Here is a 26675-nt window from a genome sequence, read left to right on the forward strand (position 1 = left end):
CGATACAGTTTGTTTCGAAGTTCTGAAACAGATTGTCCGAGAAGGAGTGCGGTGCGACCACCCGATCCACGAACGGTGCGCAGTCGTGATGCCGCGCTCGCCTCGGCTCGCGAACTGTTGATCGAGCAGGGATTGGCCGGGCTCACGCACGGCGCCGTCGCGGCGCGCAGCGGGATCAGCCGGGCCACCCTGTACCGGCTCTGGCCGGAGCCGACCGATCTGGTTCGCGACACCCTCACCCGGCACATCACCCTCGCGCAGCCGGAGCCGACCGGGGATCTGCGCGTTGATCTGCTGACCGAACTGACGGCCACTCACGCGATGCTGCACGAACCGGCCACCGAGCAGGGCATGCGGGTGATGATCGAAAGGGCCGCTGTCGACCCGAGATTCGCGGATGTCAAGGAGGCGCTGTACCGGTCGGGAACCCGGGCGGCGCGCACGACCTTGACCGAGGCCGTCGCCCGCGGGGACCTGCCTGCCGAACTCGATGTCGACCTCGCGCTCGATCAGCTGCACGGTCCGCTGTTCTTCCGTCGCCTGGTCGCCAACCGGACTTTCGACCTCGACTATGTGCGCGATGTCCTCGACGACTTCCTGCGCGCCCACTCCTCGAAACACCCACGTCAGCAAGGAAGCTCGTGACATGACGACCGTCGTCTCCAGAAACCTCTCCGCCCCGCGTGTTCTCGTCGTGCTCGTCGCGGTCATCACCGTATTCGGTGCTCTGCTGGCGGATTTCATCATTCCGGCGGGAGCCGCACAGCACCTGCGCAACGACGCGTGGCCGCCGCACGCGAAATTCCACGATGCCCAGTACATCGCCATGTCGATCCTGCTCGGCGGGCTCGCGTTGACCCTGCTGCTCCGGCGCGACGGTGCCACCCGGACGCGCTTGTGGACGGCCTGCGCGATCCTGGCCACGCCGTGGCTCGGCCTGCTGGCGGCAATGCTGTTTCCCGGCACCGCCGTTCACGATCCGGAGTTCGCCGCCACCACGATCATCGGCCTGCACCCGCAGGTGTTGCTGGCGGTGATCCTGCTGGCGCTGCTGGCCGTCGCCGTCACACTCAGCGCGCGTCATCGGGACTGACACACCTCGGGCGCCGCACCCGGTCCACCGACCGAGGCGACGCCCGAGGTGAACGACTACGCCGCGACTTGTTCGGGGCGAAGGGTTTTCATCGGGGGGCGGTCTTCGAGGGAGACCGTGGTGGTGTGGGCGATGAATTCACCCTCGATCAACGGGAACTGGGTGAGGGGGGCGCCGGAGTCGGGGACGCCGCTGCGGCGCAGGGCGGTGCCGAGGATCTGGCGGCTCATGACGCCCAGGTCGGCGAGGGGGCGGTTGCGATGGGTGCGGACGCCGAGGTTCACCTGGGTGATGGCGTCGAGACCCATCGCGTCGTAGGTGTCGAGGAGCAGACCGATCTCGACGCCGTAGCCGGGTGCGAAGGGCACCGAGGTGAGGAGTTCCCGGGTGCCCGCGTATTCGCCGCCCAGCGGCTGGAGGACCTGCGCCAGGTCGGGGCGAAGGGCTGCCAGCAGGGGTCGGGCGACGAGTTCGGTGACGCGGCCGCCGCCGTTGGCGTCCACCGACTCGCCCTGGCGTAACGGGCGGCGGTAGTAGGCCTTGGACAGGTGGGTGCCCTGCATCATCAGCAGCGGGCCGAGGAGCTTGGGCACGAAGGCTGGGTCGGGATCGATCAGGTCGGAGTCGACGAAGGCGATCAGGTCGCCGGTGGTGGCCGCCAGCGACCGCCACAGCACCTCCCCCTTGCCGGGGACCGGGTCGAGTTCGGGAACGGCCTCCTCGCGCGAGATCACCTCGGCGCCCGCCGCGCGTGCGCGTTCTGCGGTGGCGTCGGTGGACCCGGAGTCCAGCACGATCAGTTCGTCGACCAGCGTGCCGAGCAGCGGCCGGATGCTGGCCACGACATCGGCGACGGTGTCCTGTTCGTTCAGCGCGGGCAGCACCACCGAAACGGTGCGGCCCTCCTTGGCGGCGACGAGTTCGCCGACCGTCCAATCAGGGGTGTCCCATGTGTGGGTAGTGGCCCAGGCGGGCTCGCGGTGTTGGATTTTCATGCCAGACCTCGCAGAGTTCGTGCGGGGGGCCGGATGCCCTGGATCGCGGCGATCATGTCCACGACCCGCCGGGTTTCGGCGACTTCGTGAACCCGGAAGATCCGAGCGCCCGCGGCGGCCGACCATGCGGTTGCCGCCAGTGTGCCCTCGACCCTTTCGGTAAGACCTACTCCTAGAGTCTCCCCGATAAAATCCTTGTTGCTCAGTGCCATCAGGACTGGCCATCCGGTTTTTACAAGACCGTCGATTCCGCGCAACAACTCGAGCCCGTGATAGGTGTTTTTCCCGAAATCATGGGTGGGATCGATCACGATGCCATCGGCTCGCACCCCCGCGGCCGCGGCGTTCTCGGCCGCGGCCACCACGGTCGCGGTCACCTCGGCCACCACATCGGCGTACCGGACACGGTGCGGCCGGGTGCGCGGCACGGCGCCACCGGTGTGACTGCAGACGATGCCCGCGCCGGTGTCGGCGGCGACGTGCACGAGATCGGGGTCGGCGCCGGCCCAGGTGTCGTTGATCAGGTCGGCACCCACAGCGACGGCCGCCCGCGCGACGTCACCACGCCAGGTATCCACACTGATCAACAGGTCCGGGTACTTCGCCCGGATCGCCGCGACGAACGGCACCACCCGCTGCGTTTCCTCGGCCGCGTCGACGGTGACGCCCGGCCCGGCCTTCACCCCGCCGATATCGACCAGATCGGCGCCCTCGTCGACCGCGCGCGAGACCCGTTCCATCGCGGCCTCGTCACTGAACGTGGCCCCGCGGTCGTAGAAGGAGTCCGGCGTGCGATTCACGATCGCCATCACCAACGCGCGATCCGTCGCCACCTCGCGCCCGCACAGAGTGCGCCCGTTCCGGCTCCCCGAGACTTCTGGCGACAACTCGGGACCGCGACTGCTGGTGCTCCGGGCAGGCGGTTCGTTCTCTGGTCGGGGTCCGGGCGTACCCGACGAGTTACCGATGTTCATGCGAAATCAGACGTTACCTTGCTACCTCGGGGCTTTGCCGACGGCAACGTCAGCCGCGTATTCGTCGTAAGCGGGGATGTAGCCATCGGTCGGGCCGGACAGCACGTACAGCTGACTGTCCGGATCGGGTGCGTAGCCCTGCTTGCGCAGTTCCACCTTCCGGCTCTTGAACGTCGAGGTCTGTTCCAGCTCCTCGACCACTCGCACGTACAGCGGGACCGCGTACAGCGGCAGGCGCCCGTAGGCGGTGGCGGCCAGTGCCTTCCCGTCGAACGAGGCATCGGCGGCGAGGGTGATCGCGGCCATGCCCGCTTTGCCGTCGGTGCCGGGGATGTCGACCCCGTAGACGACGGCCTGTTCGATGCTCTCGTTGTGCCCGAGCGCGCCCTCGACCTCCGTGGTCGCCACGTTCTCGCCCTTCCACCGGAAGGTGTCGCCGAGCCGGTCGACGAACGCGATGTGCCAGAAGTGCTGATCGCGGACGAGGTCGCCGGTGTCGAACCAGCAGTCGCCCTTCTTGAAGCCGTCGCGCACCAGCTTGGACTCCGATGCCTTCTTGTCGGTGTACCCGTCGAACGGCTGACGATTGTTCACCTTCGCCAGCAACAGCCCCACCCCGCCGGACCGCACCCGGCGCAGCTTCCCGTCCCGGCCGCGCCGGGCACGGCCGGTCTCGTCGTCGTACTCCACCACCGCGTACGGCAGCGGGCACAGCCCGGCGGTCCGGTCGACGCCGAACGCGTTGACGAACGCCAGCGGCGCCTCGCTGGACCCGTAGAACTCGACCACCCGGCTGATCCCGAACCGGCGACGGAACTCGTCCCAGAGTTCGGGCCGCAGCCCGTTGCCGACGGCCAGCCGGACCCGGTTGCCCTTCTCGGCGGGCCGCACCGGCTGGTTGATCAGGTACCGGCACAGCTCACCGATGTAGATGAACGCGGTGGCCCGTTCGCGCGCGATCTCGTCCCAGAACCCCGACGCCGAGAACTTGCGGCTGAGCACATAGGTCGATTCGCCCGCGAGCACCGCCGACAGCGCGACCGTGAGCGCGTTGTTGTGATAGAGCGGCAGGCAGCAGTACAGGGCGTCGTCGGCGCGCAACCGGACGCCGAGCCCGCCGAGCCCGGACATGCTCTTGGTCCAGCGCTGGTGGGTCATCACGCTGGCCTTGGGCAGGCCGGTGGTGCCGGAGGTGAAGATCAGGAACGCCCGCTCCCCCGCCCGCACCCGCTCGCACACAACAGGATCCGAATCGGCCGCGGTGCGGGCGGATTCGGCCAGTTCCTCGGCGGAGAGCACGTTCGCCGCGGGCTCGGGCAGCGATTCCAGCGCCTCGGCGCACTCCTCGCCCACGACGTTGAGCACGCTGCCGAGCAGCCCGATGCTGTGGGCGAGGACCTGATCACGCTGGTTGTAGTTGAGCAGACCGACCGTGGCACCGAGTTTGAGCACGGCCAGCACCGTGAACAAGGTCTCGGGCCGGTTGGTCATCAGCACACCGACCACATCGCCACGGGAAACCCCGCGCGCGGACAGCACCGCGGCGTAACGGTTCACCTCACCGTTGGCGGCGCGGTAGGTGTAGGAGCGGCCCTCGAAACGCAGGAACACGCGATCGGGTCTGCGGTGCGCGACCCGCTGGAAGTACAGGCCGATGGAGGCTTTGTCCTTGGGCCCCACCAGCATCCCGCGCGCGTTGCGCAGCATGCCGGGGGCGTCGAGTGCCATCGCGGGCAGGGCTTTGGCCAGGTCGAACACGCTTACCGTGTCGCGGGCATCTGTGCTCACGTCGATCTCTCCTACTGGGCGGCCGGTTCGAGCGCGGCGAACGCGGTGGGCAGGTCGGTGGCCACGACGAGGCGCTCACGCGCCTGCCTGGGCACAATTGTGCGTTCGGACAGTTCGTCGATCCAGCGGAACAGTCCGTCGTAGAAGCCGTTCGCGTTCAGCAGGACCACAGGTTTGGCGTGTTCGCCGAGGTAGCCGCCGGTCCAGGTCTCGAACAGCTCCTCGAGTGTCCCGATGCCGCCCGGCAGGGTGAGAAACGCGTCGGCGCGCGCTTCCATCAGCTGTTTGCGCTGGCGCATGGTGTCGGTGACGAGCAGTTCGTCGGCGTCGACATCGGCGACTTCCTTGTGCACCAGGTGTTTCGGGATCACGCCGATGGTGTGCGCACCACCGGCCCTCGCCGCGGTCGCGACCGCGCCCATCATCGACACGTGACCACCGCCGGAGACCAATTGCCACCCGCGCCGGGCGATTTCGGTGCCGACTCGCGCGGCGAGGCTGATCAGGTCGGGATCGGTGGTGCTGGCGGAGCAGTAGACACAGACGGAATAGCTCACCATTGATCCTCGGTGCCGAGACGTTCGATGTTCGCGTGGTCGCCGGTCTCGCCCTGGATGATCCGCACGACCTCGTCGACGCTGTCGGTGAGCTGGATCAGATCGAGATCCTCGGGCGAGATCTTGCCCGAGCCCGCCAGCGAGCTACGCAACCAGTCGACCAGGCCCGACCAGTAGTCGACCCCGAACAGAATGATCGGGAACCGGGTGATCTTGCGGGTCTGCACCAGGGTGAGCGCCTCGAACAATTCGTCGAGGGTGCCGAACCCACCGGGCAGGCAGACGAAGGCCTGGGAGTACTTCACGAACATCGTCTTGCGGACGAAGAAGTACCGGAAGTTGATCCCCAGATCCACCCAGTTGTTGAGCCCCTGCTCGAACGGCAGCTCGATGCCGAGCCCGATCGAGTATCCGCCCGCCTCCGAGCAGCCACGGTTGGCCGCTTCCATCGCGCCGGGCCCGCCACCGGTGATCACCGCGAAACCGGCTTGGCTGAGCGCGGTGCCGATCGCCTTGCCCGCCACGTACTCGGGATGATCGGGACCCGTGCGCGCCGAGCCGAACACCGTCACCGCGCGCGGAATCTCCGCGAGCGCACCGAAACCCTCGACGAACTCGGCCTGGATCCGCAGCACCCGCCACGGATCGGTGTGCACCCACTCGCTGTCCTGCCGCGTATCGAGCAGGTTCCGGTCGGCGGTCCGCACGCCGGGCTTGCGCTCCCGGCGGAACATCACCGGCCCACGGAACTTCGGCTTGGCCTTCCCAACCTGTTCATCAGCGGAATCGGTAGACATGAACCCAACCTACTGTGTTGGATTCCGGGCACGGGCGCGTACTTGGCGGATCGGCCGGGCCACGGCCACCCCGCGCACTCGATCGAGCCGAAGGATTGTCTGTGTCGCTTGCAGTTCCGGCGCGTTCCAATCGCGTTCTCGCGGTGCTGGTCGCCCTGGCCGGTGCGTTGATCGCCGCGTTCGTCGTCGCGCCGCGCCTGCTGGCGAACGGTTCGGGCGCCGGCTTCCGGGACGAGAGCGATCTGCGGCGAGCGTTCCGCACGGCCTTCGCCGAGTACTGGCGGACCGGGACCCGGGACTTGCCCGCCGAGCTGGCGACGGTGGTCGACTACTGGTTCCGCTATCACCTCGCCAAAGCGGTGCTCGCGGCGATGCTGCTGGCCGTGCTCGTCGCGCTGGCGGTGCTGCTCTGGCGGGCGTTCCTGGCGGCGGGTGCGGCCGGACGCGGTCGGCGGGTGACGCTGGCGGTGTCGGGTGGCGCCGCCGCGGTGCTGGCGCTGTGCTCGCTGGTGCTGGTGCTCGCGAACGTGCAGGGCGCGGTGACGCCCTTCGCCTCACTGTTGCCCCTGCTGACGGGCGACGATCCCACCACGGTCGCGGCCCAGGTCGGCCGGCGCCTGGCCGACGGCACCCGGACACCCCCGCTGGATGTGATGATCGACGAGTTCGCTCGCTATCACGTCGCGATGGCCGTGCTCGCCGCCGTCACCGCCGTTTCCCTCGTCGGGGCGTGTGCCGTCCTGTGGCGTGCCGCCGTCTGGTCCGCCGACCGGCGTTCCCGCCGCGTCCTCGCCGTGTTCGGCACCGTCTCGGCAGTCCTCGCGCTGATCATGGTCGTCGTCGCCGTCGCGAACACCACCAACGCGTCCGACCCGGTCCCCGGCCTGGCGGCCCTGTTCGCCGGCGGTTGGTGAGCGGCTAGGGCTTCGACAGGTAGGTCCGCAGCATCGCGGTGACGGCGGTGATCTGACTGAGCGGGACGTGCTCGTCGCGCTTGTGGGCCAGGTTGGGATCACCGGGGCCGAAGTTGACGGCGGGAATGCCGCGGGCGGCGAAACGGGAGACGTCGGTCCAGCCGTACTTGGCGCGTACGCCCCCACCGCCGTGGGCGTTGACGGAGTCGATGAGGGTGCGAGCGGCCGGGGAGGTCAGGCCGGGGAGGGCGCCGGGCGAGGAATCGGTGACCTCGAAGGCGACATCGAGTCCGTCGAAGACCTCGCGGACGTGCGCGACGGCCTGCTCGACGCTGCGATCGGGGGCGAAACGGAAGTTCACATCCACCTCGGCGACATCGGGCACCACATTGCCCGCGACCCCACCCGAGACCCGCACGGCCGACAGCCCCTCGCGGTACACGCAGCCATCGATATCGACTTCGCGCGCCTCGTAGGCCGACAACCGCGCCAGCACGGGAGCCAGACCATGAATCGCATTCTCCCCCAGCCACGCTCGCGCCGAATGCGCGCGCACACCCGCGGTGGTCAAGCGCACCCGCAACGTGCCCTGGCAGCCTGCCTCGATCCAACCCGCCGAAGGCTCACCGAGAATCGCCACATCGCCTTCGAGCCATTCCGGCAATTCCCGCTCGATGTGCCCGAGGCCGTTGAACTCCGCGGCGATCTCCTCGCCGTCGTAGAAGATCAGCGTCAGATCATGGGCTGGATCGGCGATCGTGGCGGCCAGGTGCAGGAATACCGCATCGCCGGACTTCATATCGACTGTGCCACAACCGAACAGCACCGCTTCGCCGTCGACTTCGTCCGGTCGGCTCGGCACATTGTCCGCGATCGGCACGGTATCCAGATGGCCCGCCAGGATCACCCGCGTCGGCAGCCCGCGCCGCGTGCGCGCCAGCACCACGTTTCCGTGCCGCAGAATCTCGAACCCGGTGGTCTGCTCCCGTAACGCCTGCTCGACCAGATCCGCGATCTTGGCCTCGTCACGCGACACACTCGGCACGTCGACGAGGGCGGCGGTCAACTTGATGGGGTCGGCACGCAAATCGAGAGTCACATCTTCGACAGTAGTACGGGTGCGCTCCGATCCCGGAGATCCGGGCGAAGCAGACCGCGTGGTCGAACGCACAGGGCCCGCGGCACACCGCAACGGCCGCAACGGGCAAAATGGCGTCCGTGAGTATTCAGGGAGCAACTGCAGTCGGTATCGCCAATGTGACCTCGGACGGGACCGTCCTCGATACCTGGTACCCCAGCCCCGCGCTGGGCGAATTCACCGAGACCGGCTCCCAGCGCCTCGACGCCGCCGACGTGCCCGAGTTCGCCGAACTCCTCGGCGTGGACGCGGCACGTGGGGTCGAGGTGATCGCGGTGCGCACCACGATCGCGGACCTGTCGGCCGCCCCGGTCGACGCGCACGACGTCTACCTGCGCCTGCACCTGCTCTCGCACCGCCTCGTGCGACCGCACGGCCTGAACCTCGACGGCCAGTTCGGCCTGCTCAGCAATGTCGTGTGGACCAACCACGGCCCGTGCGCGGTCGACGGCTTCGAGCAGACCCGCCTGAAGCTGCGCGCTCGCGGCCCGGTGACGGTGCTCAGCGTCGACAAGTTCCCCCGCCTGGTCGACTATGTGGTCCCCTCCGGTGTACGCATCGGCGACGCCGACCGGGTTCGGCTCGGCGCGCACCTCGCCGCGGGTACCACCGTCATGCACGAGGGCTTCGTCAACTTCAACGCGGGCACCCTCGGCAACTCGATGGTCGAGGGCCGTATCTCGGCGGGCGTCGTGGTCGGCGACGGCTCCGATGTGGGTGGCGGCGCCTCCATCATGGGCACCCTGTCCGGCGGCGGCACCCAGGTCATCTCGGTCGGCGAGCGTTCGCTGCTCGGCGCCAACGCGGGCGTCGGCATCTCCCTCGGCAACGATTGCGTGATCGAGGCGGGCCTCTACGTCACCGCCGGCACCAAGGTCACCGGAACCGACGGCACCGTCGTCAAGGCCGCGAGCCTGTCGGGTCAGGACAATCTGCTGTTCCGTCGCAATTCCACCACCGGCGCCGTCGAGGTCGTGCCGCGTAAGGGCACCGGCGTCGAACTGAACGCCGCATTGCACGCCAACGATTGATCTCCTCGAATTGCCGGGCCGCGCGGCCCGGCAATTCCCGGCACCAGAAACAATTCAGCAAATATTGCGGTTTCATGACGATGAACCCGAATGTGCGACAAGCAATTTCGCACGCTAACCTTCGTTTCGCTGGTCCGATCAGGACAGCGAAAAAGCGGAGGGATTGAAGAATGAAGTTCGGAAAGATCACTACTGCTGTTTTCATGGCAGTCGCTGCGGTGGGGATTACCGCGGCCACTGCTCACGGTGCGCCCGCGGTGGCCACCGAACAGCCCGCTGTAGTGGCTTCGGGGGGCGTGACTTCTGGCGTGACGCACGGAATCAACTACCAGACCACGGTCTCGCCCGCCGACAAGACCGTCACCTGGGCGGTCGACAGCGGCAAGTTCGAGCTCGCCGCCGACGGCGCCTCGGTGCTGCTGAAGGCCACCGACGGCGCGATCGTCGACCAGGCGCCGCTGCGCTCCGAGGTCGCGGGCCTGCCGATCGCCGTGAACCAGCAGATCAGCGAGGACGGGCGCACCGTCAAGCTGACCTCGACCATGGCGCCCGAGGATTCCGCGAAGCTGAGCAACATCGCGGAATTGAAGGACATCAGCTCCTACGACCGGCTCATGGAGCAGGTCAACAAGAACCTGCCCGGCGTCGTCATCGGCGGCGTCATCGGCGCGTTCTTCCCGTTCCTGTGGCTGTTCACCATCCCGGCGGGCATGGTCATCGGCGGCTACGTGATGGGTGGACAGGAATTCCTGGATGCCGTGATCGCGTTCGCGACCGGTCAGCCCTGATCTGACCTCGCGATAAGGAAAGGCCTCGTACTTCTGCGGAGTACGGGGCCTTTCCGTTGTGAGGGGGATCACTGTCACAAACAGGCGCCCGCGCGCATCCCATGGTCGAACACATCAGTTCCCATGGCAGGAGGCACAGATGAACATCGTGGTTATCGGAGCGGGCTACGCAGGGACTGTCGCGGCGAACAGGCTGAACAAGAAAGTTCCCGACGCCCGGATCACTGTGGTCAATCCACGGGGCGACTTCATCGAACGGGTGCGCTTGCACGAGCAGATCGCGGGCAGCGGTGCCGCGGCTCGACCGCTCACCGAGATGCTCAGGGACTCGATCACGATCGAGACCGCGAGTGTCGACAAGATCGGCGACGGCACGGTCTCCCTCGACGACGGTCGGAGCCTGAACTTCGACCACGCGATCCTCGCGGCGGGCAGCATCGCGAATCCGCTGCCCGGCGCGATCGCGGTCGATACGTGGGAGGGCGCCGAACAGGCGCGCATCGCGCTCGCGGCGCTGCCCGCCGACGGGATCGTCACGGTGATCGGTGGCGGGCTGACCGGGATCGAGACCACGACCGAGGTCGCCGAAGCCCGTCCCGACCTGCGCGTACGACTGGTGAGCGAGACGGTCGCCGGCGCGCTCTCGGCCGGTGCGCAACGCCATATTCGTAAGACGCTGGCCCGATTGAACGTGGAGATCGTGGCCGATCGGGTCGCCGGGATCGACGCGACGACACTGCGAACGGGCTCGGGCACCGAACTCGATTCCGATCTCACCCTCTGGGCCATCATCTCCGCGGTACCCGACCTGGCCGCGCGCAGCGGACTCGCCGTGGACATCGACGGTCGCGCCCTGGTCGACGCCAACCTGCGCAGCGTCACCGATTCTCGTGTCTTCGTCGTCGGCGACTGTGCGGCCGTCCCCGGCATGCGCATGGCCTGCGCCACTGCCGCTCCTCAGGGCGCGCATGCGGCCGATACGCTGGCCAGGATGAGCAAAGGACGGGAGCCGCGGCCGTTTTCGCTGGGCTACAGCGGCCAGGGGATGAGCCTGGGCAGGCACGGCGGCCTGGTACAGGCGACCGACCGCAACGACGTCGCCCGGCGGCTGTTCCTCGGCGGACCCGTCGCGGCGTTCACCAAGGAACGGATCAGCCGCTACGCCGCCTACGCCTCCCGCACCGGCAACAGCGTGTGGATCAGCGGCCCGAAACGGTGATCCAGGCACACCTCGACACCTTCACCGAGAACCGGCGGCTGCTGTTCTCGATCGCCTACGAGATTCTCGGCTCGGTCGTCGACACCGAGGACGTCCTGCACGACAGCTACCTGCGCTGGCGCGAGGTCGACCTCGCGCTGATCGAGAACCCGCGCGCCTATCTCGCGCAGATTGTCACGCGGCAGGCACTCGGGGTGCTGCGGTCCACCGCGCGCAGGCGCGAGGACTACATCGGACCGTGGCTGCCGGAACCACTGGCGACCGAGGCCGACGGCGGGGTCGAGCATGTGCTCACCGGCGAGGCGGTGACCACCGCGATGCTGCTCGTGCTGGAAACGCTGACGCCGGTGCAGCGGGCGGTGTTCGTGCTGCGCGAGGTGTTCGCGTTCGATTATCCGGAGATCGCGGCGGCGGTGGACAAATCCGAAGCCGCTGTGCGGCAGCTGAATCAGCGCGCCCGCAACCGGGTGCACGCCGCGCGCCACACCGCCGTCGCCACTCCCGCACAGGCCCAGTCGGTGGTCGAGAAGTTCTCGATCGCGGCCGCCACCGGCAATGTGCAAGCACTGATGGACGTGCTCGCCCCCGAGGTGGTGTTCCTCGGCGACGGCGGTGGTGTGGTGAACACGGTGCGCAGGCCGGTACACGGCCAGGACAAGGTGGCCAGGCTGGTGATCGGCTTGCTCGCCAAGGGGCAGCGACTCGGCGTCCTGGGCGCGCACCTCGGCATCTACAACGCGATGCCCACGATCCTGGCGACCATCGACGGCGTGCTCGACCAGGTGACGTCCATCGAGGTCACCAACGGTCGCGTCACCGCGATCTACTCCATGCGCAACCCCGAAAAGCTCAGTGCTGTGCGGGTTCCGGAATGAGGCCGAAGGCGATGACCGGTCGGGGTGGATCCGGATGAGCGCGTCGGGCTGATCACCGATGTAGGACTCGACCCCGGCCGGCCCCTCGACCTAGCACGGTCCGCGCGCTAAGCTGGCGAATATACGGAACCGTATAACTGGAGGTTCGGCATGACACTTCCCCCTGGTCAACGCGCGATCGACGGCTTCCCCCGTTTCGGCACACACCTCCATCACCCACCGCCGCCGATTCCCGCGAATCCGGTGATCGAGCTCGGCGGGGCGCTGACGGAACCGCTCACGCTCACCATGGCGGACCTCGCCGAGCTACCGCGCGTGGAGGTGAAGGCCGACTTCCACTGTGTGGCCGGCTGGTCCGCCACCGACCTGCGGTGGGAGGGCGTCCCGTTCGCCACGCTCTATCGCACGCGCGTCGAACCGCTGCTCGCGCCGGGTAGCTCGATCAGCCATGTCGTCTTCGAAGGGCTCGACGGATATCGATCGGTCGCGCTACTCGCCGACGCCATGGCCGAGGATGTGCTCATCGCCGACCGACTCGACGGACAGCCACTCACCAGCGACCACGGCGCGCCGATCCGGCTGGTGAGTCCCGGCCAGTACGGGTTCGTCAACACGAAACACCTGTGCCGCATCGAATTCCACGCCGCGCAGCCCGTCGACCCGGACAAGTGGTCACCGCTCGCGGGGCACCGCAGGGCGCGTGTGTGGGAGGAAGAGCGCCATCGCTACCTGCCCGGCCGGGTGGTCCGGCCGATCTACCACGCGCTGATCGGGCCGATCCGCCGGATGAGCGCGCGCGGCAGTACCGAACGAACTACGTGAATCCCGGTGCCGGACAACCTCAGTCGAGCAGCTTCTTCTGCACCTTGCCCATCGCGTTGCGCGGGAGCGCCTCGACGAAGCGAACCTCCCGCGGGCGCTTGTGGGCCGAAAGCTGTTCGCCCACATAGGCGGTGAGCTCGACACCGAGCGCGTCGGAACTCCCGTCGCGCGCGACGACGAAGGCCACGATCCGCTGTCCGAGATCGTCGTCGGGCAGCCCGACCACGGCGACCTCGCCGACCGCCGGATGCCCCAGCAGCGCGGTCTCGATCTCCCCCGCGCCGATGCGGTAACCGCCGGACTTGATGAGGTCGATCGACTCGCGTCCGACGATGCGATGGAACCCGCCGGCATCGATGACGGCCACATCGCCGGTGCGGAACCACCCGTCCTCGGTCCAGTCCCGCGCGGTGGCCTCCGGCCGGTTCAGATACCCGCCGAACAGCATCGGCCCGCGCACCTGCAGGCCGCCGATGCTCGCGCCGTCGTGCGGAACGGGCTCGCCCGCTTCGTCGCGCAGCCTGGTCTCCACCCCGCGCACCGGCGTGCCGACCCAGCCGGGCCTACGCTCGCCGTCGGCCCGGGTGGACAGCGTGATCATGGTTTCGCTCATCCCGTACCGCTCCACCGGCGCCTGCCCGGTGAGCTCGGCCAGCTTCTCGAACACCGGCACCGGCAGCGGCGCGCTACCCGAGACGAGCAGCCGCGCCTTACTCAGCTCCTTGGCCAGTTCGGGCTTCTCGACCACGCGTGACCACACCGTCGGTACCCCGAAATACAGACTGCCGCCCGCCGCCGCGTAGGCCTCCGGCGTCGGCTTGCCGGTGTGGATCACCGGGCTGCCGATCCGCAGCGGCCCGAGCAGACCGAGGATCAGCCCGTGCACGTGGAACAGCGGAAGCCCGTGCACCAGTGTGTCTTTCCACGTCCACGCCCACGCCTCGGCCAGCGCGTCGAGCCCGGCGGCGATGGCGCCGCGGCTGAGCATCACGCCCTTGGGCGCCCCGGTGGTTCCCGAGGTGTAGAGGATGAAGGCGATCGCGGCCGGATCGGGTTCGGGATAGGTGTGCCACGACCGCGCGTGCAGCCGCACCGGTACCACCGGCAGGTCCGTGCCCTCCGGCGCCGGGCCGAGCCAGGCCTGCGCGCCCGAATCGCGCAGGATGTGCTCGCGTTCGGCGGCGCCCGAGTCCGGCGGCACCGGAACCACGGTCACCCCCGCGATCAGGCAGCCGACCACGGCGATCACGGTGCGCAAGGTGGGTTCGGCCAGCACCGCGACCCGGTCGGCGCGCGCGATGCGTTCCGCCACCGAGGTTGCCGAACCCAGCAGATCGCTGCGCGAGACGGTGGCATCATCGATGGTGACGGCGTCGGGAATGTCATCCCCGGCGGCGACGGCGGCCGGATTCAGCGAGGCGAGCAGCAGCGGCGGACCATAGGGCATTCGTCAACGCTAACGCGACGCGATTCGGCGGGTTCCGCCGCCGCCGTCGTTGACACTCCGACACCGCGGTGAGACATTAAACGTGTAAGTCTCTCACGCTCTCTTCGACGAAAACGGGGTCAACGATGACCATCCTGTCGCGCTCGCGTTCGCAGCGGTCCGAACCGGCACCCTTCGACATCCGCGACTACGTCGACGGTTCCGCGGCCTTCTACGGCGCGACCGCCAATGTGATCATGCAGCTCAGCCTGGCCCCCGTCGGCTACGGCGTCGCCGAATCGACGGTGCACAGCGGCAGCATCATGAAGCACCCGGTGAAGCGCACCCGAACCACGCTCACCTACCTGTCGGTGGCGCTGATGGGCACCGATGCGGACCGCGAGGCCTTCCGCACCGCCGTCAACGGCGCGCACCGCCACGTCCACTCCACCGCCGACAGCCCCGTGAAGTACAACGCCTTCGACAGGAACCTGCAGCTGTGGGTGGCCGCGTGCCTGTACTGGGGCTCGGTCGACGTGATGCATCGCCTCTACGGCCCCGTCGACGACGCCGTCGCCGACACCTTCTACGACTACGCCCACTACCTCGGCACCACCCTGCAGGTGCCCCGCGAGATGTGGCCCGCCGACCGCGCCGCCTTCGATGCCTACTGGTCCGAGCATCTGAAGCTCACCAGCGTCGATGCCACGATCAAGGCCTACTTCGACGACCTGCTCGACCTGAAGATGCTCCACCCGCTGCTGCGCCCGCTCTTCGCCCGCTTCCACCGCTGGTTCACCACCGGCCTACTCCCCCAACACCTCCGAGACGAACTCGGCCTGTCGTGGAGCCCCGCCGACGAGCGCAAGCTCAACCGCATGATGCGCACCACCGGCACGGTGACGGGCCGCCTGCCACGTCCCCTGCGCAACTTCCCCTTCAACGTCACCCTCGTCGACATGCGGCGCCGCAACCGGCGCGGCAAGCCGCTGATCTGATCGGCATTGCCGCGCGCCTCCCACGCCGACCTGCGGCGTTCGGGTTTCATTCCCCACGATCGCATCGCCGGCGCGCGGAATCGGAGGACGTTCGTGAGCATTCGGACAGTGACATGGTGTGCGGCGGCGGTCGCCGTCGGCCTCATGGCGGCTGCGCCCGCCGCCCACGCCGACGAGGACCCGGCGACGGTGCCGCCGCGAACCGCCATGTCGCTGCGGATGCCAGGCGGATTCGCCTGGGGCACCGCCAACGAGCACGAATCGCGGGCGGCGTTGTCGATGTCGAAGCTCTACATCGCCGATTACGCGCTGCGCCACGGCGACGGTTCGCCGCAGGACCGCGCGCTGTCGGAACGGATGATCCGTGACTCCGACGACGGCGCCGCCACCCAACTCGCCGACAAGTATCCGCAGGCGATCGAAGCGACCGCCGGCGAGTACGGATTGCGCGCGACGCACGGCAGCTCCGACTGGGGCCGGTCGAGCACCAGCACCGCCGACATCACCGAGTTCCTGGCCGCCAAGCAGCGCACCGACGCCGGTTCGCCGATCTTCGAGTGGATGGCGGGTGCGAGCAACACCGCCGCCGACGGCACTCCCCAGAACTGGGGCACCGCCCAGCTGCCCGGCGTCCAGGGCAGCAAGTGGGGATGGTCGGATGTGGGCGCCCCCGAGGTGGCTTCCGCATCCTTCGGGCCCAGCTTCTCGGTCGCCGCGCACACCTACGGCACCCCGGCCGACCAGTCCGCCGATGTGCTCGACGCCCTGCCCGCGTTGATCCTGCGCCTGGCTGGGGCGTACTGACAGAGGTCCGTGTGCGGCCCGCCCGGGTCAGAAGGGCGCTTGCTGCCACCAGTTGTCGCGGGCTTCCTCGAAGGTATGGCCCGGCCACGACACCTCGACCACCGAGTTCGCACTGAACACATTGCCGCGTTCCCTGGCCGCGAGCGTGAACGGCGCGGCGGGGTCGCGAGGGCGGTAGGCGGCGAGACTGGTGTGGTGCAGCTCTCGCGAGATGTCCTCGGTGGCGTGCCGCAGAAGGTAGGCATCGGCGTCGGCGGCGGAGGGGTACTCGGTGTACCACGCGATGAGACCGTCGGCGTCGGTGCAGGTGATCTGCTGGAGCGGCGCCGGGTCGCCCGGCAGCACGACCAGCGACGGGGTCGCCGAACAGTTCGCCTCCCGCCAGCCGCGCCCGGCGGGCCCCGACGGAATCAAGTCGGTGAATCCCGAGGCCACCGACGCGTGCGCACCCCAGGTGGGCGGCGGCGGAACTCGATTCGGGCGCACGAACTTCCAGTAGACCGCACCGACGCCGATCACACCGGCCCCGGCGACCATCGCCAGCACGAGCAGACTCACCGCGAGTACCCGCCACCGCGAGGAAACCGCCCGCGGTGGCCGCGTCCCCGCACGGCCGACCGGCACCCCACCGCGATGCACGGCCTGCCGCGGCACGGAGGGTGAGCTCACCAGCGTCGGGTTCAGCGAATTCGCCGCAGGATCCGCCGACCACACTTCCCGACCGGAAGGACGCGACGCTGTACCGGAATCGCTTGCCGCACTGCCGACTTCCCGAACACGCGCTGGCCCGAAACCGCCGACGCCCGGCGACACGAGATCGGTGCGGGCCAGCGCCGCCGTCGCCGCCTGCGCGAATTCCACACAGCTGTCGAATCTTTCGGCAGGTTCCTTCGCCATGACCCGCGCGATGACCGCGTCGATTCCGGGCGACAGATCGTCGATCATCTCGGACGCGCGCGGTACCGGTTTGGTGAGGTGGGCGGCGACCACCGCACCGGGATTGTCCGCGGGAAAGGGGCTTTGGCCGGTGAGCAGGGTGAACAGAGTGCAGCCGAGCGAGTACTGGTCGCAGCGGTGGTCGACCGGAGCGCCCGAGAGTTGTTCGGGCGACGCGTAGGCGAGGGTGGCGAGAAAGGCTCCGGTGCGGGTGAGCTGGCGGGCGTCGCCGCGCAGCCGGGCGATACCGAAATCGGTGAGCAGAACGCGGTCGCCGGAGCGGCTGGGGGCCAGCAAGATGTTGGCGGGCTTCACATCTCGGTGCAGCACGCCGCGATCATGGGCGTAATCCAGCGCTTCGGCGGTCTGCGCGATGATCCCGACCGCCCGCGCCGGATCCAGCGGCTCGCCGCGGAACACCGAGGCGTCGCGGCCGTCGACGTACTGCATGGAGATCCACATCAGGCCGTCTTCGACGCCGCGGTCGAGCACCGAGACGATGCCGGGATGATCGAGATGGGCGGACACGTCCGCCTCACGCTCGAACCGCCCACGGACCTCGTCGTCGGAATACAGTTCGCGATTGAGCAGTTTCAGCGCCACCTGCCGAGGCAGGCGCGGATGCGCCGCGAGGTACACGGTGCCCATGCCGCCCCGGCCGAGCAGCCGGTCGATCCGGTACCCCGCGAAGACCGTGCCCGCACTGAACTCCACCCCGTGCATTCCGCTGTGCCTCTCGATCTTGTGCAGGACAGCTACCGCCCCTGTGTCCACACGATATCGGCCGCGGCGGACAGCGCGAACCGCTGGGCGCGATCTACCCAGCGGTTCGTGCGGACGGCGTTCAGGACAGGCGTGCGGCCGCTTCGGCGATGCGTTCGTCGGTGGCAGTGAGGGCGATACGCACGTGCTCGGGCGAACGGGGACCGTAGAAATCGCCGGGGGCGGCGAGGATTCCGCGTTCGGCGAGCCAGTCCAGGGTGACGCGGCAGGGCTCGCCGCGGGTAACCCACAGGTACAGACCGGCTTCGGAGAAGTCGATGCGGAAACCCGCCTGCGTCAAAGCTTTTCGCAGGATTTCGCGGCGGGCACGGTAACGCTCGCGCTGCTCGGCCTCGTGCACGTCGTCGCTGAGCGCGGCGGTCATCGCGGCCTGGATCGGGAACGGCATGATCATGCCGGAGTGCTTGCGCACCTCGAGCAGCTCGGCCACGAGTTCCGGGTCACCAGCGAGGAAACCGGCACGGTAGCTGGCCAGGTTCGAGGTCTTCGACAGGGAGTGGATGGCCAGCAGGCCGGTGTGGTCACCGTCGCAGACGCGGGGGTCGAGGATCGACACGGCCTCGCCCTCCCAGGTCAGGCCCAGGTAGCACTCGTCGGACGCGACGATCGCGCCGCGCTCACGCGCGAACGCCACCACCTTGCGCAAGTGCTCGACGGGCAGCACCTTGCCGGTGGGGTTCGAGGGCGAGTTCACGAAGATCAGCGCCGGATTCTGCGGACCGACCTGAGTGAGACCGTCTGCGCGCCAAGGCTTCGCGCCCGCCAGCAGCGCGCCGACCTCATAGGTCGGATAGGCGATCTCGGGGATCACCACCAGATCGTCGGTGCCGACACCGAGCAGTCGCGGCAGCCCGGCGATGAGCTCTTTCGTGCCGAGCACCGGCAGCACCGCCGCCGGGTCGACGCCGGTGACGCCGAACCGGCGCGCCAACGCAGCGACGGCGGCGGAGCGCAGCTCAGGGGTGCCGTGCGTGGTCGGATAGCCGGGAACAGCCGCCACCGAACCCAAGGCCGCCCGGATCAGCGGATCGACCGGGTCCACCGGTGTACCCACGGACAGGTCGACGAGGCCACCGGGGTGGGTGGCCGCCTTCTGTTTGACCGCCGCGATGGTGTCCCAGGGAAAATCGGGCAGCAGGCCGCTCACCCGGCCCTTCCGGCTCTGGGTGGGCACCCCTGCGCTCACTCTTCGGCCATCGGGGGCAGCGCCTTGATGAAGGCGGGGTCGAAATCGACCACACCGACCTTGGTCGCGCCACCGGGGGATCCCAGCTCGTTGAAGAAGTCGACGTTGGCGTTGATGTAACCGCTCCACTGATCCGGAGTGTCGTCCTCGTAGAAGATCGCCTCCACGGGGCAGACCGGCTCACACGCACCACAGTCCACGCACTCGTCGGGTTGGATGTAGAGCATGCGACCGCCCTCGTAGATGCAATCCACGGGGCATTCCTCGATGCACGCCTTGTCCTTCACGTCAACGCACGGTTCAGCGATGATGTACGGCACTGCCGTTCTCCTAGTCTGTCCTCACCTGCGGGGTTACTCCGCCCACGAAACACTATCCCGACCGCCCACATTACTCCCAGGTCAGCCTGCCCTAACTCACACTGACAATCATCCGATAGCCAATGGCAACGGTGCCGGTTTGGCTTCCACCACTCCGTAGGTGGTGGTGCGTTCGCGGACCGGACGGTCGATGCCCGCCGCGATCTCGGTGAGCTCGGCGACGGTTTTCGCCGAACCGTGCTGGGAACCGGCCATCCGGGAGATGGTCTCCTCCATCAGCGTGCCACCCAGATCGTTGGCGCCGCCGGTGAGCATGGCCTGGGTACCGAGGGTACCCAGTTTCACCCAGCTGGTCTGGATGTTGTGGATGCGGCCGTGCAGCATGATCCGGGCCAGCGCGTGGACCGCGCGGTTGTCGCGGTTGGTGGGGCCCGGCCGGGCCGCGCCGGCCAGGTAGAGCGGTGCGCTCTGGTGGACGAACGGGAGCGGGACGAACTCGGTGAAGCCGCCCGTCTCGTCCTGGATGCCGCGCAGCACCCGCAGGTGGCCCACCCAGTGCTTCGGGTTGTCCACATGTCCGTACATCATCGTCGAGCTCGACGGGATGCCCAGCTTGTGCGCGGTGGTGATGACCTCGATCCAGGCCGAGGTGGGGAGTTTGCCCTTGGTGAGCACCCAGCGGACCTCGTCGTCGAGGATTTCGGCGGCCGTTCCGGGGATCGAGCCCAATCCGGCCTCCTTCAGCGCCGACAGCCAGTCGTGGATGCTCTGGCCCCCGCGCGAGGCGCCGTTGACGATCTCCATCGGGCTGAACGCGTGGACGTGCATCGACGGCACCCGCGCCTTGATGGCGCGGACCAGGTCGGCGTAGCCGGTGACGGGGAGTTCGGGATCGATGCCGCCCTGCATGCAGATCTCGGTGGCGCCGTCGACGTGGGCCTCCCACGCGCGGTCGGCGACCTCGTCGGTGCTGAGGGTGAAGGCGTCCGCGTCGCCCTTGCGCTGGGCGAAGGCGCAGAAGCGGCAGCCGGTGTAGCAGATATTGGTGAAGTTGATATTGCGGTTCACCACGTAGGTGACCTCGTCGCCGGAGACCTCGCGTCGCAACGAGTCGGCCAGTGCGGCAACGGCTTCCATGTTCGCGCCGTCGGCGGTGGCCAGGGCCAGGTACTGATCGTCGGTCAGACCCGCCGGGTCCTTCTCCGCGGCGCGCAGGGCGTCGAGCACCTCGGAATCGAGACGCTCGGGCGCGACGACGGCCAGGTCGCGGGCGTGTTCGCGAATCGTCTCCCAGTCGCCGAACGCGCCGACGACTTCCTGACCGAGCCCGGAATCGCTGCGGCTGTCGGTGTTTCGTCCCTCGGTGTCGATGGCGGTGTTCAGGTCGACACGGCCGACCGAATCCCACGACTCGTCGGGTTCCTGCCACGGCAGGCCGACCGGCACGGCCTCGGGCCTGGCCAGGCCCGTCGCGGGGTCGGTGAGCGCGTCGACGTGCGCGCCGATCCGGGGATCGATCCAGGGATGGCCCGCGCGAACGTATTTCGGGTGCGCGGAGGTGCGCTCGACGAGGGTGAACCCGGCCGCCTCGGTGATCTCGCGCAGGGTGTCCAGATTCGGCCACGGGCGTTCGGGGTTGACGTGGTCGACCGTCACCGGCGACACCCCACCCCAATCGTCGATGCCGGCGTCGATCAGCGCCCGGCAATCACTGTGCGACACCAGGTTCGGCGGGGCTTGCACCGGAACATCGGGGCCGAGCAGCAACCGCGTCACCGCGACGGTCGCCAGGAACTCCGCGACGCCCGCATCGGGAACATCGCGCATGGCGGTGTCGTCCTTGGCGCGGAAGTTCTGCACGATCACTTCCTGGATGTGCCCGAACTCCCTGTGCTGCTTGCGGATCGCCATGATCGACTCGGCGCGCTCGGTGAGATTCTCGCCGATGCCCACCAGGATGCCGGTGGTGTAGGGCACCGAGAGCCTGCCCGCGTCGGTGATCGAGCGCAACCGGACCGCGGGATCCTTGTCGGGGCTGCCGTAGTGGCATTCGCCCTTGTCGGTGAACAGCCTGGTGGCGGTGGTTTCGAGCATCATGCCCATGGACTGGGCGACGGGCTTGAGGCGCGAGATCTCGTTCCAGCTCATCACGCCGGGGTTCAGATGCGGCAGCAGGCCGGTCTCCTCCAGCACGAGAATGGAGACGGCGCGCAGATAGTCGAGGGTGGAGTCGTAGCCGCGCTCGTCGAGCCACTGCGCGGCCTCTGGCCAGCGGTCCTCCGGCCGGTCACCGAGGGTGAACAGCGCTTCCTTGCACCCCAGGGCGGCGCCCTGGCGGGCGATCTCGAGCACCTCGTCGGGTTCGAGGAACATGCCCTTGCCCTCGGCGCGCAGCTTGCCGGGCACGGTGACGAACGTGCAGTAATGGCACTTGTCGCGGCACAGCTTGGTGAGCGGGATGAACACATTGCGCGAATAGCTGATCGTGCGTGGGCGGCCCGCCGATTCCAGGCCCGCGTCGCGGACTCTGGCGGCGCTGGCGCACAGGTCGGCGAGGTCGTCGCCGGTGGCATGCAGCAGGACGGTGGCCTCGTCGACGTTCAACGTGACGCCGTCGCGGGCTCGGCGCAGGGCCCGTCGCATCGCGGCGGGACTCGGCGGCGACATCGGAACGCTCGGCTTCGGAAGGTCGGTCACCCCGTCGATCATGCGCTACTTCTTCCCCGGACGTGTGGTCGGCTGGTCACGGGCCCGTGGCGGGCGCGGCGTGGTCGTCCTTGTCCGACGACAACCTCCACCGTGACCACGCGTATTCCCGACGGGGTGAAACCGTCGCACGCGCATGGAACCATGGGCAGCATGTCACTGCCGCGTTCCACCATCCTGGCCGAACCGGCCTGGCGTCCGAGTTCGAAGGCCAAGCTGCTGTGGGCGTTGGAGAACGCGATCGGCGTGGTGGTGTCGGTCGTCGTGCTCGGGGTGTGGGCGGTGCTCGACGGGGACCGTCGCGGCTGGCAGGTGCTCGCCGGGCTGGCGCTCGTGGTGCTCGCGGTGCTCGCCGTCGTGGTGATCCCGCTGTGGCGGTACGCGGTGCATCGGTGGGAGGTGACCGATGAGGCCGTGTACACGCGGGTGGGGTGGCTGGATCAGGAGTCACGGGTCGCGCCGATCTCGCGGGTGCAGACCGTGGACACCGAGCGTGGGCCGCTGGAACGGATCCTGGGGCTGGCGACGGTCACCGTGACCACCGCGTCGTCGGCCGGGGCGGTGAAGATCAGTGCGCTCGACCTGCCGGTGGCCGAGGAGACGGTGCTGCGGCTGACCGCGATCGCCGCGCAGCACCGCGGGGACGCGACGTGATCCAGCCCGTCGAATGGCAGCGCCTCGACCCGCGCATGCTGCTGGTGTATCCGGTCAACGAGATCATGAAATACATTCCGGTGCTGCTCGGTTCGATCATCGTCGGCACGACCAGCGGCAACCCGCTGTGGAGTCTCATCCCGGTGGTGCTGGTCGCGGCGTTCGGTGTCGCGCGCTGGTTCACGACGTCGTATCGGATCGACGCCGATCACGTGCAGCTGCGCAGTGGAATCGTGGCACGCCGGACCCTGTCGGTGCCGAGGCCGCGCATCCGGTCGGTGGACGTGGAAGCCGACCTGCTGCACCGGGTGCTGGGGCTGGCGGTGCTGGCGATCGGTACCGGCAAGCAGACCGACAAGGGCGAGGAGTTCAAGCTCGACGCGCTCGATACGAGTCAGATCCCGGCGCTGCGGGCCGAATTGCTCTCCCACACCGGCCAACACGCGCCCGACCACGTCGACGCGGCCGGAGCGCCCCATGTTTCGCGCCCTGACGCGCTCGCCGAGTCCGGGGTGGAGATCGGGCACTGGCGGGCGGCCTGGGTGCGCTACGCGCCGCTGTCGCTGACCGGACTGGCTGTCGTGGCACCCATCGCGGGGCTCGGCGCGCAGTACGGGGTGATCGACGTGCTGTCGGAAAGCGCTGTCGTGCAGCACCTCGACGACGACACCGCGGCGATCGTCACGATCACCATCGCGGGGTTGACCGTGCTGACGTTGGCGCTGGTGAGCCTCGCCGCGTGCGGCCAGTACCTCGCCACCTGGTTCGGCCTGCGTGTGCTCGACAACGGCACCACCTTGCACCTGCGCCACGGGCTGTTCACCACCCGCCAGATCACCCTCGACCTGGCCCGCTTCCGTGGCGCCACCCTCAACGAACCGCTCCTGTTGCGCGCCGCCCGGGCGGCCCAGCTGGAAATGATCATGACCGGCGAGAACCCGCGCCAGAAGATCCTTCCCCAGGCGCCACGCGTCGCCGTCGAACGCACCCTCGACGAACTACTGCGCAGCCGCCGGGGCCCGCGGGCCGGAGCATCGGCCGATTCGGCCACGCCACAACCGATCACCGGTTCCGCCCTCGGCACCGTCGAGCTGCGCAGGCACGGACCCGCCGCCCGCCGTCGCCGCTACACCCGCGCCGCGTGGCCCGTCGGAATCGTTGTCGTCGCCATGCTCGCCGTCGTGCTCACGGGGGGTCAGCCGGCACCGTGGGCCTGGACCTTCCCGGTGGTCTTCGCCGTCGTCATGGCCCTGCTCGCCGAGGACCGCTACCGCGGCCTCGGCCACCGCGTGCTCCCCGGCACCACCGGCCCGACCTGGCTGATCACCCGTCGCGGCAGCCTCGACCGCAATCGGGACTGTCTCGAAGCGCCGGGCATCATCGGATGGACTGTGCGACAGACCTACTGGCAGCGCCGGGCCGGACTCGCCACCGTCGTCGCGGCCACCGCCGCGGGCAAGAAGGCCTACCGGGTGGTCGACATCCCGATCGATCAGGCCGCGGCCCTGATCGAAGAAGTGACCCCGGGCGGACTCGGCAAACGCTGACAAGGTCCGCAAGACCCGCCGAGCCCGATAGCGGCGCGGACGCCAGCGACGCGGCGTAGCGTTCGATTCGATCGCCGTGCCGCTGACGCTAGGGGTGATTCGTGCATTTCACCGAGGTTATCGAGAACGCGGGCAAGGTGCTGGACGCCGCGGGCGTCGCGGCCATCGTCATCGGCGCGTTCGTGGGCACGGTCCGCTTCCTGCGACAGTTGGCCGGGCACGAGGAGTTCGAGCTCGCCTACAGCACCTATCGGCGCGGGCTCGGCCGGGCGATCCTGCTCGGACTGGAATTCCTGGTCGCGGCCGACATCATCCGCACGGTCGCCATCGCACCGACGTTCACCAGTGTGGGTGTGCTGGCCTTGATCGTGCTGGTGCGGACGTTCCTGAGCTACTCGCTCGAACTCGAACTGACCGGGCGCTGGCCCTGGCAGAAGACGAAAGCTACCGGCTGACGTTCGACCGGTAGTACATGTACCCCGCGGGCGCGAGCACACCGCAGGCGAACAACAACAGGGTGCGGCCGTCACTGCCGAGCATGATGTCACCGCCGGGGCCGCGCGAGGCGCAGACCAGGAACCCGAAGACCCACACCACGATCGGGGCGAAGGTGAAGCCGATCCGGTCGGTCACCGATTCCATGCCGTAGACCAGCGCGATGTTGATGGGTGCGGCGAACAGCGCCACCACCGGAAACGCCAGCGAGCCGATGTACAGGGGCAGGAACAGCACTTCGACGGCCAGGGTGATCAGCGCGTCGACCAGCAGCAGCACGACGATGAGACCCGAGATCAGCGGATCCGCCACGCCGGAGATGCGTGCGGACCGCAGCACGGCGGTGGGCTGATCGCGATCGGTCACCATGCGCGTGAGTCTATTCGGCCGAAGCGGTCTGCTGTGCCGCGCGCGCCCGGGAGAACCGCCAGCCGATCAGCAGCGCGGGCACGATCAGCAGCAGGCTCGCCACCGTCCATGTGCCGACCGGGCGGTCGATCGCCATCAGGACCAGCACCGTGCACAGGAAGGCCAGCGTGGCCCAGCCGGTGTACGGCGCGCCCATCATCCGGAACGCGGGCCGCTCGAGCTGCCCCCGCTTCCACAGGTGCCACATCCGCAACTGACAGAGCACGATGGTGGCCCACGACGCCAGGATGCCCAGCGAGGCGACATTCAAGACGATCTCGAAGGCCTGATCCGGAACGAACCCGTTGAGCACCACTCCGAGCAGCGCGATGCCGAAGGTGAGCAGGATCCCGCCGTAGGGCACACCGTGGCTGCTCATCACCGAGGTGAACCGAGGGGCGCTACCGCGCATCGACATCGAACGCAGGATGCGCCCGGTCGAATACAGACCCGCGTTGAGACTGGAGAACGCCGCGGTGAGCACGACGATGTTCATCAGCGATCCGATGCCGGGCACGCCGAGCGCGGCGAAGAACGTGACGAACGGGCTCTCCCCCGCGTGATAGGACGTGTACGGCAGCAGGAGTCCGAGCAACAGCAGCGATCCGACGTAGAACACCGCGATCCGCAGGATCACCGAGTTGATCGCCCGCGGCATCAGCTTCTCGGGATCCTTGGTCTCCCCCGCCGCCGTACCGACCAATTCGACGGCGGCATAGGCGAAGATCACGCCCGAGGTGACGAGCACCAGCGGCAGAATGCCGGTCGGGAACATGCCACCGTGCTCGGAGATCATCGGCGGCCCGGTCTGTTCGCCACGAATGGTGAAGCGCCCCAGCAGGAACACCGTGCCGATCACCAGGAAGGCACACAGCGCGGTCACCTTCACCAGCGCGGCCCAGAACTCCAGCTCACCGAATGCCTTGACGCTCACCAGGTTCACGATCAGCACGATCACCAAGGCGATCAGCGCCAGCACCCATTGCGGCACCGAGGTCATCGGCTGCCAGTAGTGGAAGTACAGCGCGATGGCGGTCGAGTCGGCGATGCCGGTCATCGACCAGTTCAGGAAATACATCCAGCCCGCGACGAAAGCGGCTTTCTCCCCGAGGAATTCGCGCGCGTAGGAGACGAACGAACCGGATGTGGGCCGGTGCAGCACCAGCTCGCCCAGTGCGCGCAGGATGAAGAACACGAACACACCGCAGACCGCGTAGACGACCCACAGCATGGGCCCCGCACTGGCCAGCCTGCCACCCGAACTCAGGAACAGGCCGGTGCCGATCGCCCCGCCGATCGCGATCATCATCAGCTGACGTCTGCCGAGGGACTTGTGATACCCGGCGTCCTCGGCGTCGAGATCCGGCCGATCACCCACAGCGGTCATGACACGCCACCCATCGTGTGAGAACACCCGAGAA

Annotated in this window: 26 protein-coding genes; 13 read left to right on the forward strand and 13 right to left on the reverse strand. The window is 68.4% G+C overall.

Annotation, left to right across the window (positions count from 1 at the left end; all coding sequences use genetic code 11):
- Positions 1-51: 51 nt before the first annotated feature.
- Both ACWF99_RS17185 and ACWF99_RS17190 read left to right on the forward strand, forming a co-directional pair.
- Complete coding sequence (locus ACWF99_RS17185; RefSeq protein WP_452536711.1) at positions 52-645, forward strand: TetR/AcrR family transcriptional regulator; 594 nt, start codon at positions 52-54, stop codon at positions 643-645.
- A gap of 1 nt (position 646) precedes the next feature.
- Positions 647-1093, forward strand: a complete 447-nt coding sequence (locus tag ACWF99_RS17190; RefSeq protein WP_452536713.1) for a DUF6640 family protein — start codon at positions 647-649, stop codon at positions 1091-1093.
- 56 nt (positions 1094-1149) lie between these two features.
- On the opposite strand, the gene ACWF99_RS17195 is transcribed toward ACWF99_RS17190, so the two are convergent.
- From ACWF99_RS17195 to ACWF99_RS17215, 5 genes are read right to left on the reverse strand one after another with little or no spacing between them, the layout of a single operon-like run.
- Positions 1150-2088 carry a glucosyl-3-phosphoglycerate synthase gene (locus ACWF99_RS17195; protein WP_452536715.1) on the reverse strand — a complete coding sequence of 313 codons (939 nt, stop codon included), beginning with the start codon at positions 2086-2088 and terminating at the stop codon, positions 1150-1152.
- Positions 2085-3062, reverse strand: a complete 978-nt coding sequence (gene folP, locus ACWF99_RS17200; protein ID WP_378638245.1) for a dihydropteroate synthase — start codon at positions 3060-3062, stop codon at positions 2085-2087. Before folP ends, ACWF99_RS17195 begins: the two co-directional genes overlap by 4 nt.
- Positions 3063-3083: 21 nt before the next feature.
- Positions 3084-4850 carry a long-chain-acyl-CoA synthetase gene (locus ACWF99_RS17205; RefSeq protein WP_452536717.1) on the reverse strand — a complete coding sequence of 589 codons (1767 nt, stop codon included), beginning with the start codon at positions 4848-4850 and terminating at the stop codon, positions 3084-3086.
- 11 nt (positions 4851-4861) lie between these two features.
- Positions 4862-5410: an LOG family protein gene (locus ACWF99_RS17210; protein WP_378638240.1), complete on the reverse strand. Its 549-nt coding sequence runs from the start codon at positions 5408-5410 to the stop codon at positions 4862-4864.
- Positions 5404-6204 (reverse strand): LOG family protein, encoded by an 801-nt coding sequence (locus tag ACWF99_RS17215; protein WP_378638238.1) that lies wholly within the window; start codon positions 6202-6204, stop codon positions 5404-5406. Before ACWF99_RS17215 ends, ACWF99_RS17210 begins: the two co-directional genes overlap by 7 nt.
- A 101-nt stretch (positions 6205-6305) precedes the next feature.
- Here ACWF99_RS17215 and ACWF99_RS17220 point away from each other — a divergent pair, with 101 nt between their 5' ends.
- Complete coding sequence (locus ACWF99_RS17220) at positions 6306-7118, forward strand: hypothetical protein (protein WP_452536720.1); 813 nt, start codon at positions 6306-6308, stop codon at positions 7116-7118.
- A 4-nt stretch (positions 7119-7122) separates the two neighbouring features.
- On the opposite strand, the gene dapE is transcribed toward ACWF99_RS17220, so the two are convergent.
- Positions 7123-8217: a succinyl-diaminopimelate desuccinylase gene (gene dapE, locus ACWF99_RS17225; RefSeq protein ID WP_378638233.1), complete on the reverse strand. Its 1095-nt coding sequence runs from the start codon at positions 8215-8217 to the stop codon at positions 7123-7125.
- A 119-nt stretch (positions 8218-8336) separates the two neighbouring features.
- Here dapE and dapD point away from each other — a divergent pair, with 119 nt between their 5' ends.
- From dapD to ACWF99_RS17250, 5 genes are all read left to right on the forward strand, one after another.
- The gene (gene dapD / locus ACWF99_RS17230) at positions 8337-9287 is read left to right on the forward strand and encodes a 2,3,4,5-tetrahydropyridine-2,6-dicarboxylate N-succinyltransferase (protein WP_452536722.1); all 951 of its coding nucleotides are present in this window, start codon (positions 8337-8339) and stop codon (positions 9285-9287) included.
- 308 nt (positions 9288-9595) lie between these two features.
- Complete coding sequence (locus tag ACWF99_RS17235; RefSeq protein ID WP_378638229.1) at positions 9596-10075, forward strand: hypothetical protein; 480 nt, start codon at positions 9596-9598, stop codon at positions 10073-10075.
- Positions 10076-10214: 139 nt separating this feature from the next.
- Positions 10215-11294 (forward strand): NAD(P)/FAD-dependent oxidoreductase, encoded by a 1080-nt coding sequence (locus tag ACWF99_RS17240; protein ID WP_452536724.1) that lies wholly within the window; start codon positions 10215-10217, stop codon positions 11292-11294.
- Positions 11270-12169, forward strand: coding sequence for an RNA polymerase sigma factor SigJ (gene sigJ, locus ACWF99_RS17245; protein ID WP_452536726.1), 900 nt, complete (start codon positions 11270-11272; stop codon positions 12167-12169). Before ACWF99_RS17240 ends, sigJ begins: the two co-directional genes overlap by 25 nt.
- A 150-nt stretch (positions 12170-12319) precedes the next feature.
- The gene (locus ACWF99_RS17250) at positions 12320-12991 is read left to right on the forward strand and encodes a molybdopterin-dependent oxidoreductase (RefSeq protein WP_452536728.1); all 672 of its coding nucleotides are present in this window, start codon (positions 12320-12322) and stop codon (positions 12989-12991) included.
- Positions 12992-13010: 19 nt separating this feature from the next.
- Here the strand turns inward: ACWF99_RS17250 and ACWF99_RS17255 are convergent, their stop codons facing one another.
- The gene (locus tag ACWF99_RS17255) at positions 13011-14438 is read right to left on the reverse strand and encodes an acyl-CoA synthetase (protein ID WP_452536730.1); all 1428 of its coding nucleotides are present in this window, start codon (positions 14436-14438) and stop codon (positions 13011-13013) included.
- A gap of 125 nt (positions 14439-14563) precedes the next feature.
- Between ACWF99_RS17255 and ACWF99_RS17260 the strand changes: the two genes are divergently transcribed.
- Together ACWF99_RS17260 and ACWF99_RS17265 are read left to right on the forward strand one after the other, a co-directional pair.
- Positions 14564-15415, forward strand: a complete 852-nt coding sequence (locus tag ACWF99_RS17260; RefSeq protein WP_452536732.1) for an oxygenase MpaB family protein — start codon at positions 14564-14566, stop codon at positions 15413-15415.
- Positions 15416-15508: 93 nt separating this feature from the next.
- Positions 15509-16219, forward strand: coding sequence for a hypothetical protein (locus ACWF99_RS17265; RefSeq protein WP_452536734.1), 711 nt, complete (start codon positions 15509-15511; stop codon positions 16217-16219).
- A gap of 27 nt (positions 16220-16246) precedes the next feature.
- Here ACWF99_RS17265 and ACWF99_RS17270 read toward each other — a convergent pair whose 3' ends face one another.
- The 4 genes from ACWF99_RS17270 to ACWF99_RS17285 form a co-directional block, all read right to left on the reverse strand.
- On the reverse strand, positions 16247-17869 hold the full coding sequence (locus tag ACWF99_RS17270; protein WP_452536736.1) for a serine/threonine-protein kinase: 1623 nt from the start codon (positions 17867-17869) through the stop codon (positions 16247-16249).
- A gap of 130 nt (positions 17870-17999) precedes the next feature.
- Positions 18000-19085: a succinyldiaminopimelate transaminase gene (gene dapC / locus ACWF99_RS17275; RefSeq protein WP_452537156.1), complete on the reverse strand. Its 1086-nt coding sequence runs from the start codon at positions 19083-19085 to the stop codon at positions 18000-18002.
- A 35-nt stretch (positions 19086-19120) separates the two neighbouring features.
- On the reverse strand, positions 19121-19444 hold the full coding sequence (fdxA, locus tag ACWF99_RS17280; RefSeq protein WP_056813450.1) for a ferredoxin: 324 nt from the start codon (positions 19442-19444) through the stop codon (positions 19121-19123).
- A 108-nt stretch (positions 19445-19552) separates the two neighbouring features.
- On the reverse strand, positions 19553-22153 hold the full coding sequence (locus tag ACWF99_RS17285; protein ID WP_378638212.1) for a bifunctional FO biosynthesis protein CofGH: 2601 nt from the start codon (positions 22151-22153) through the stop codon (positions 19553-19555).
- 150 nt (positions 22154-22303) lie between these two features.
- Here ACWF99_RS17285 and ACWF99_RS17290 point away from each other — a divergent pair, with 150 nt between their 5' ends.
- From ACWF99_RS17290 to ACWF99_RS17300, 3 genes are all read left to right on the forward strand, one after another.
- Entirely contained in the window at positions 22304-22804 is a 501-nt protein-coding gene (locus ACWF99_RS17290; protein WP_452536739.1) for a PH domain-containing protein, read from the forward strand.
- 35 nt (positions 22805-22839) lie between these two features.
- A complete protein-coding gene (locus tag ACWF99_RS17295) occupies positions 22840-24351 on the forward strand; it encodes a PH domain-containing protein (RefSeq protein WP_452537157.1) in 1512 nt (503 codons plus the stop codon).
- A 101-nt stretch (positions 24352-24452) separates the two neighbouring features.
- The gene (locus ACWF99_RS17300) at positions 24453-24806 is read left to right on the forward strand and encodes a DUF1622 domain-containing protein (protein WP_378638208.1); all 354 of its coding nucleotides are present in this window, start codon (positions 24453-24455) and stop codon (positions 24804-24806) included.
- On the opposite strand, the gene ACWF99_RS17305 is transcribed toward ACWF99_RS17300, so the two are convergent.
- Both ACWF99_RS17305 and ACWF99_RS17310 read right to left on the reverse strand, forming a co-directional pair.
- Entirely contained in the window at positions 24796-25215 is a 420-nt protein-coding gene (locus ACWF99_RS17305) for a hypothetical protein (RefSeq protein ID WP_378638206.1), read from the reverse strand. The genes ACWF99_RS17300 and ACWF99_RS17305 overlap by 11 nt on opposite strands.
- Positions 25216-25225: 10 nt before the next feature.
- Complete coding sequence (locus ACWF99_RS17310) at positions 25226-26641, reverse strand: amino acid permease (protein WP_378652316.1); 1416 nt, start codon at positions 26639-26641, stop codon at positions 25226-25228.
- Positions 26642-26675: the final 34 nt, after the last annotated feature.

It is taken from the genome of Nocardia sp. NPDC055002 (genome assembly GCF_053608825.1).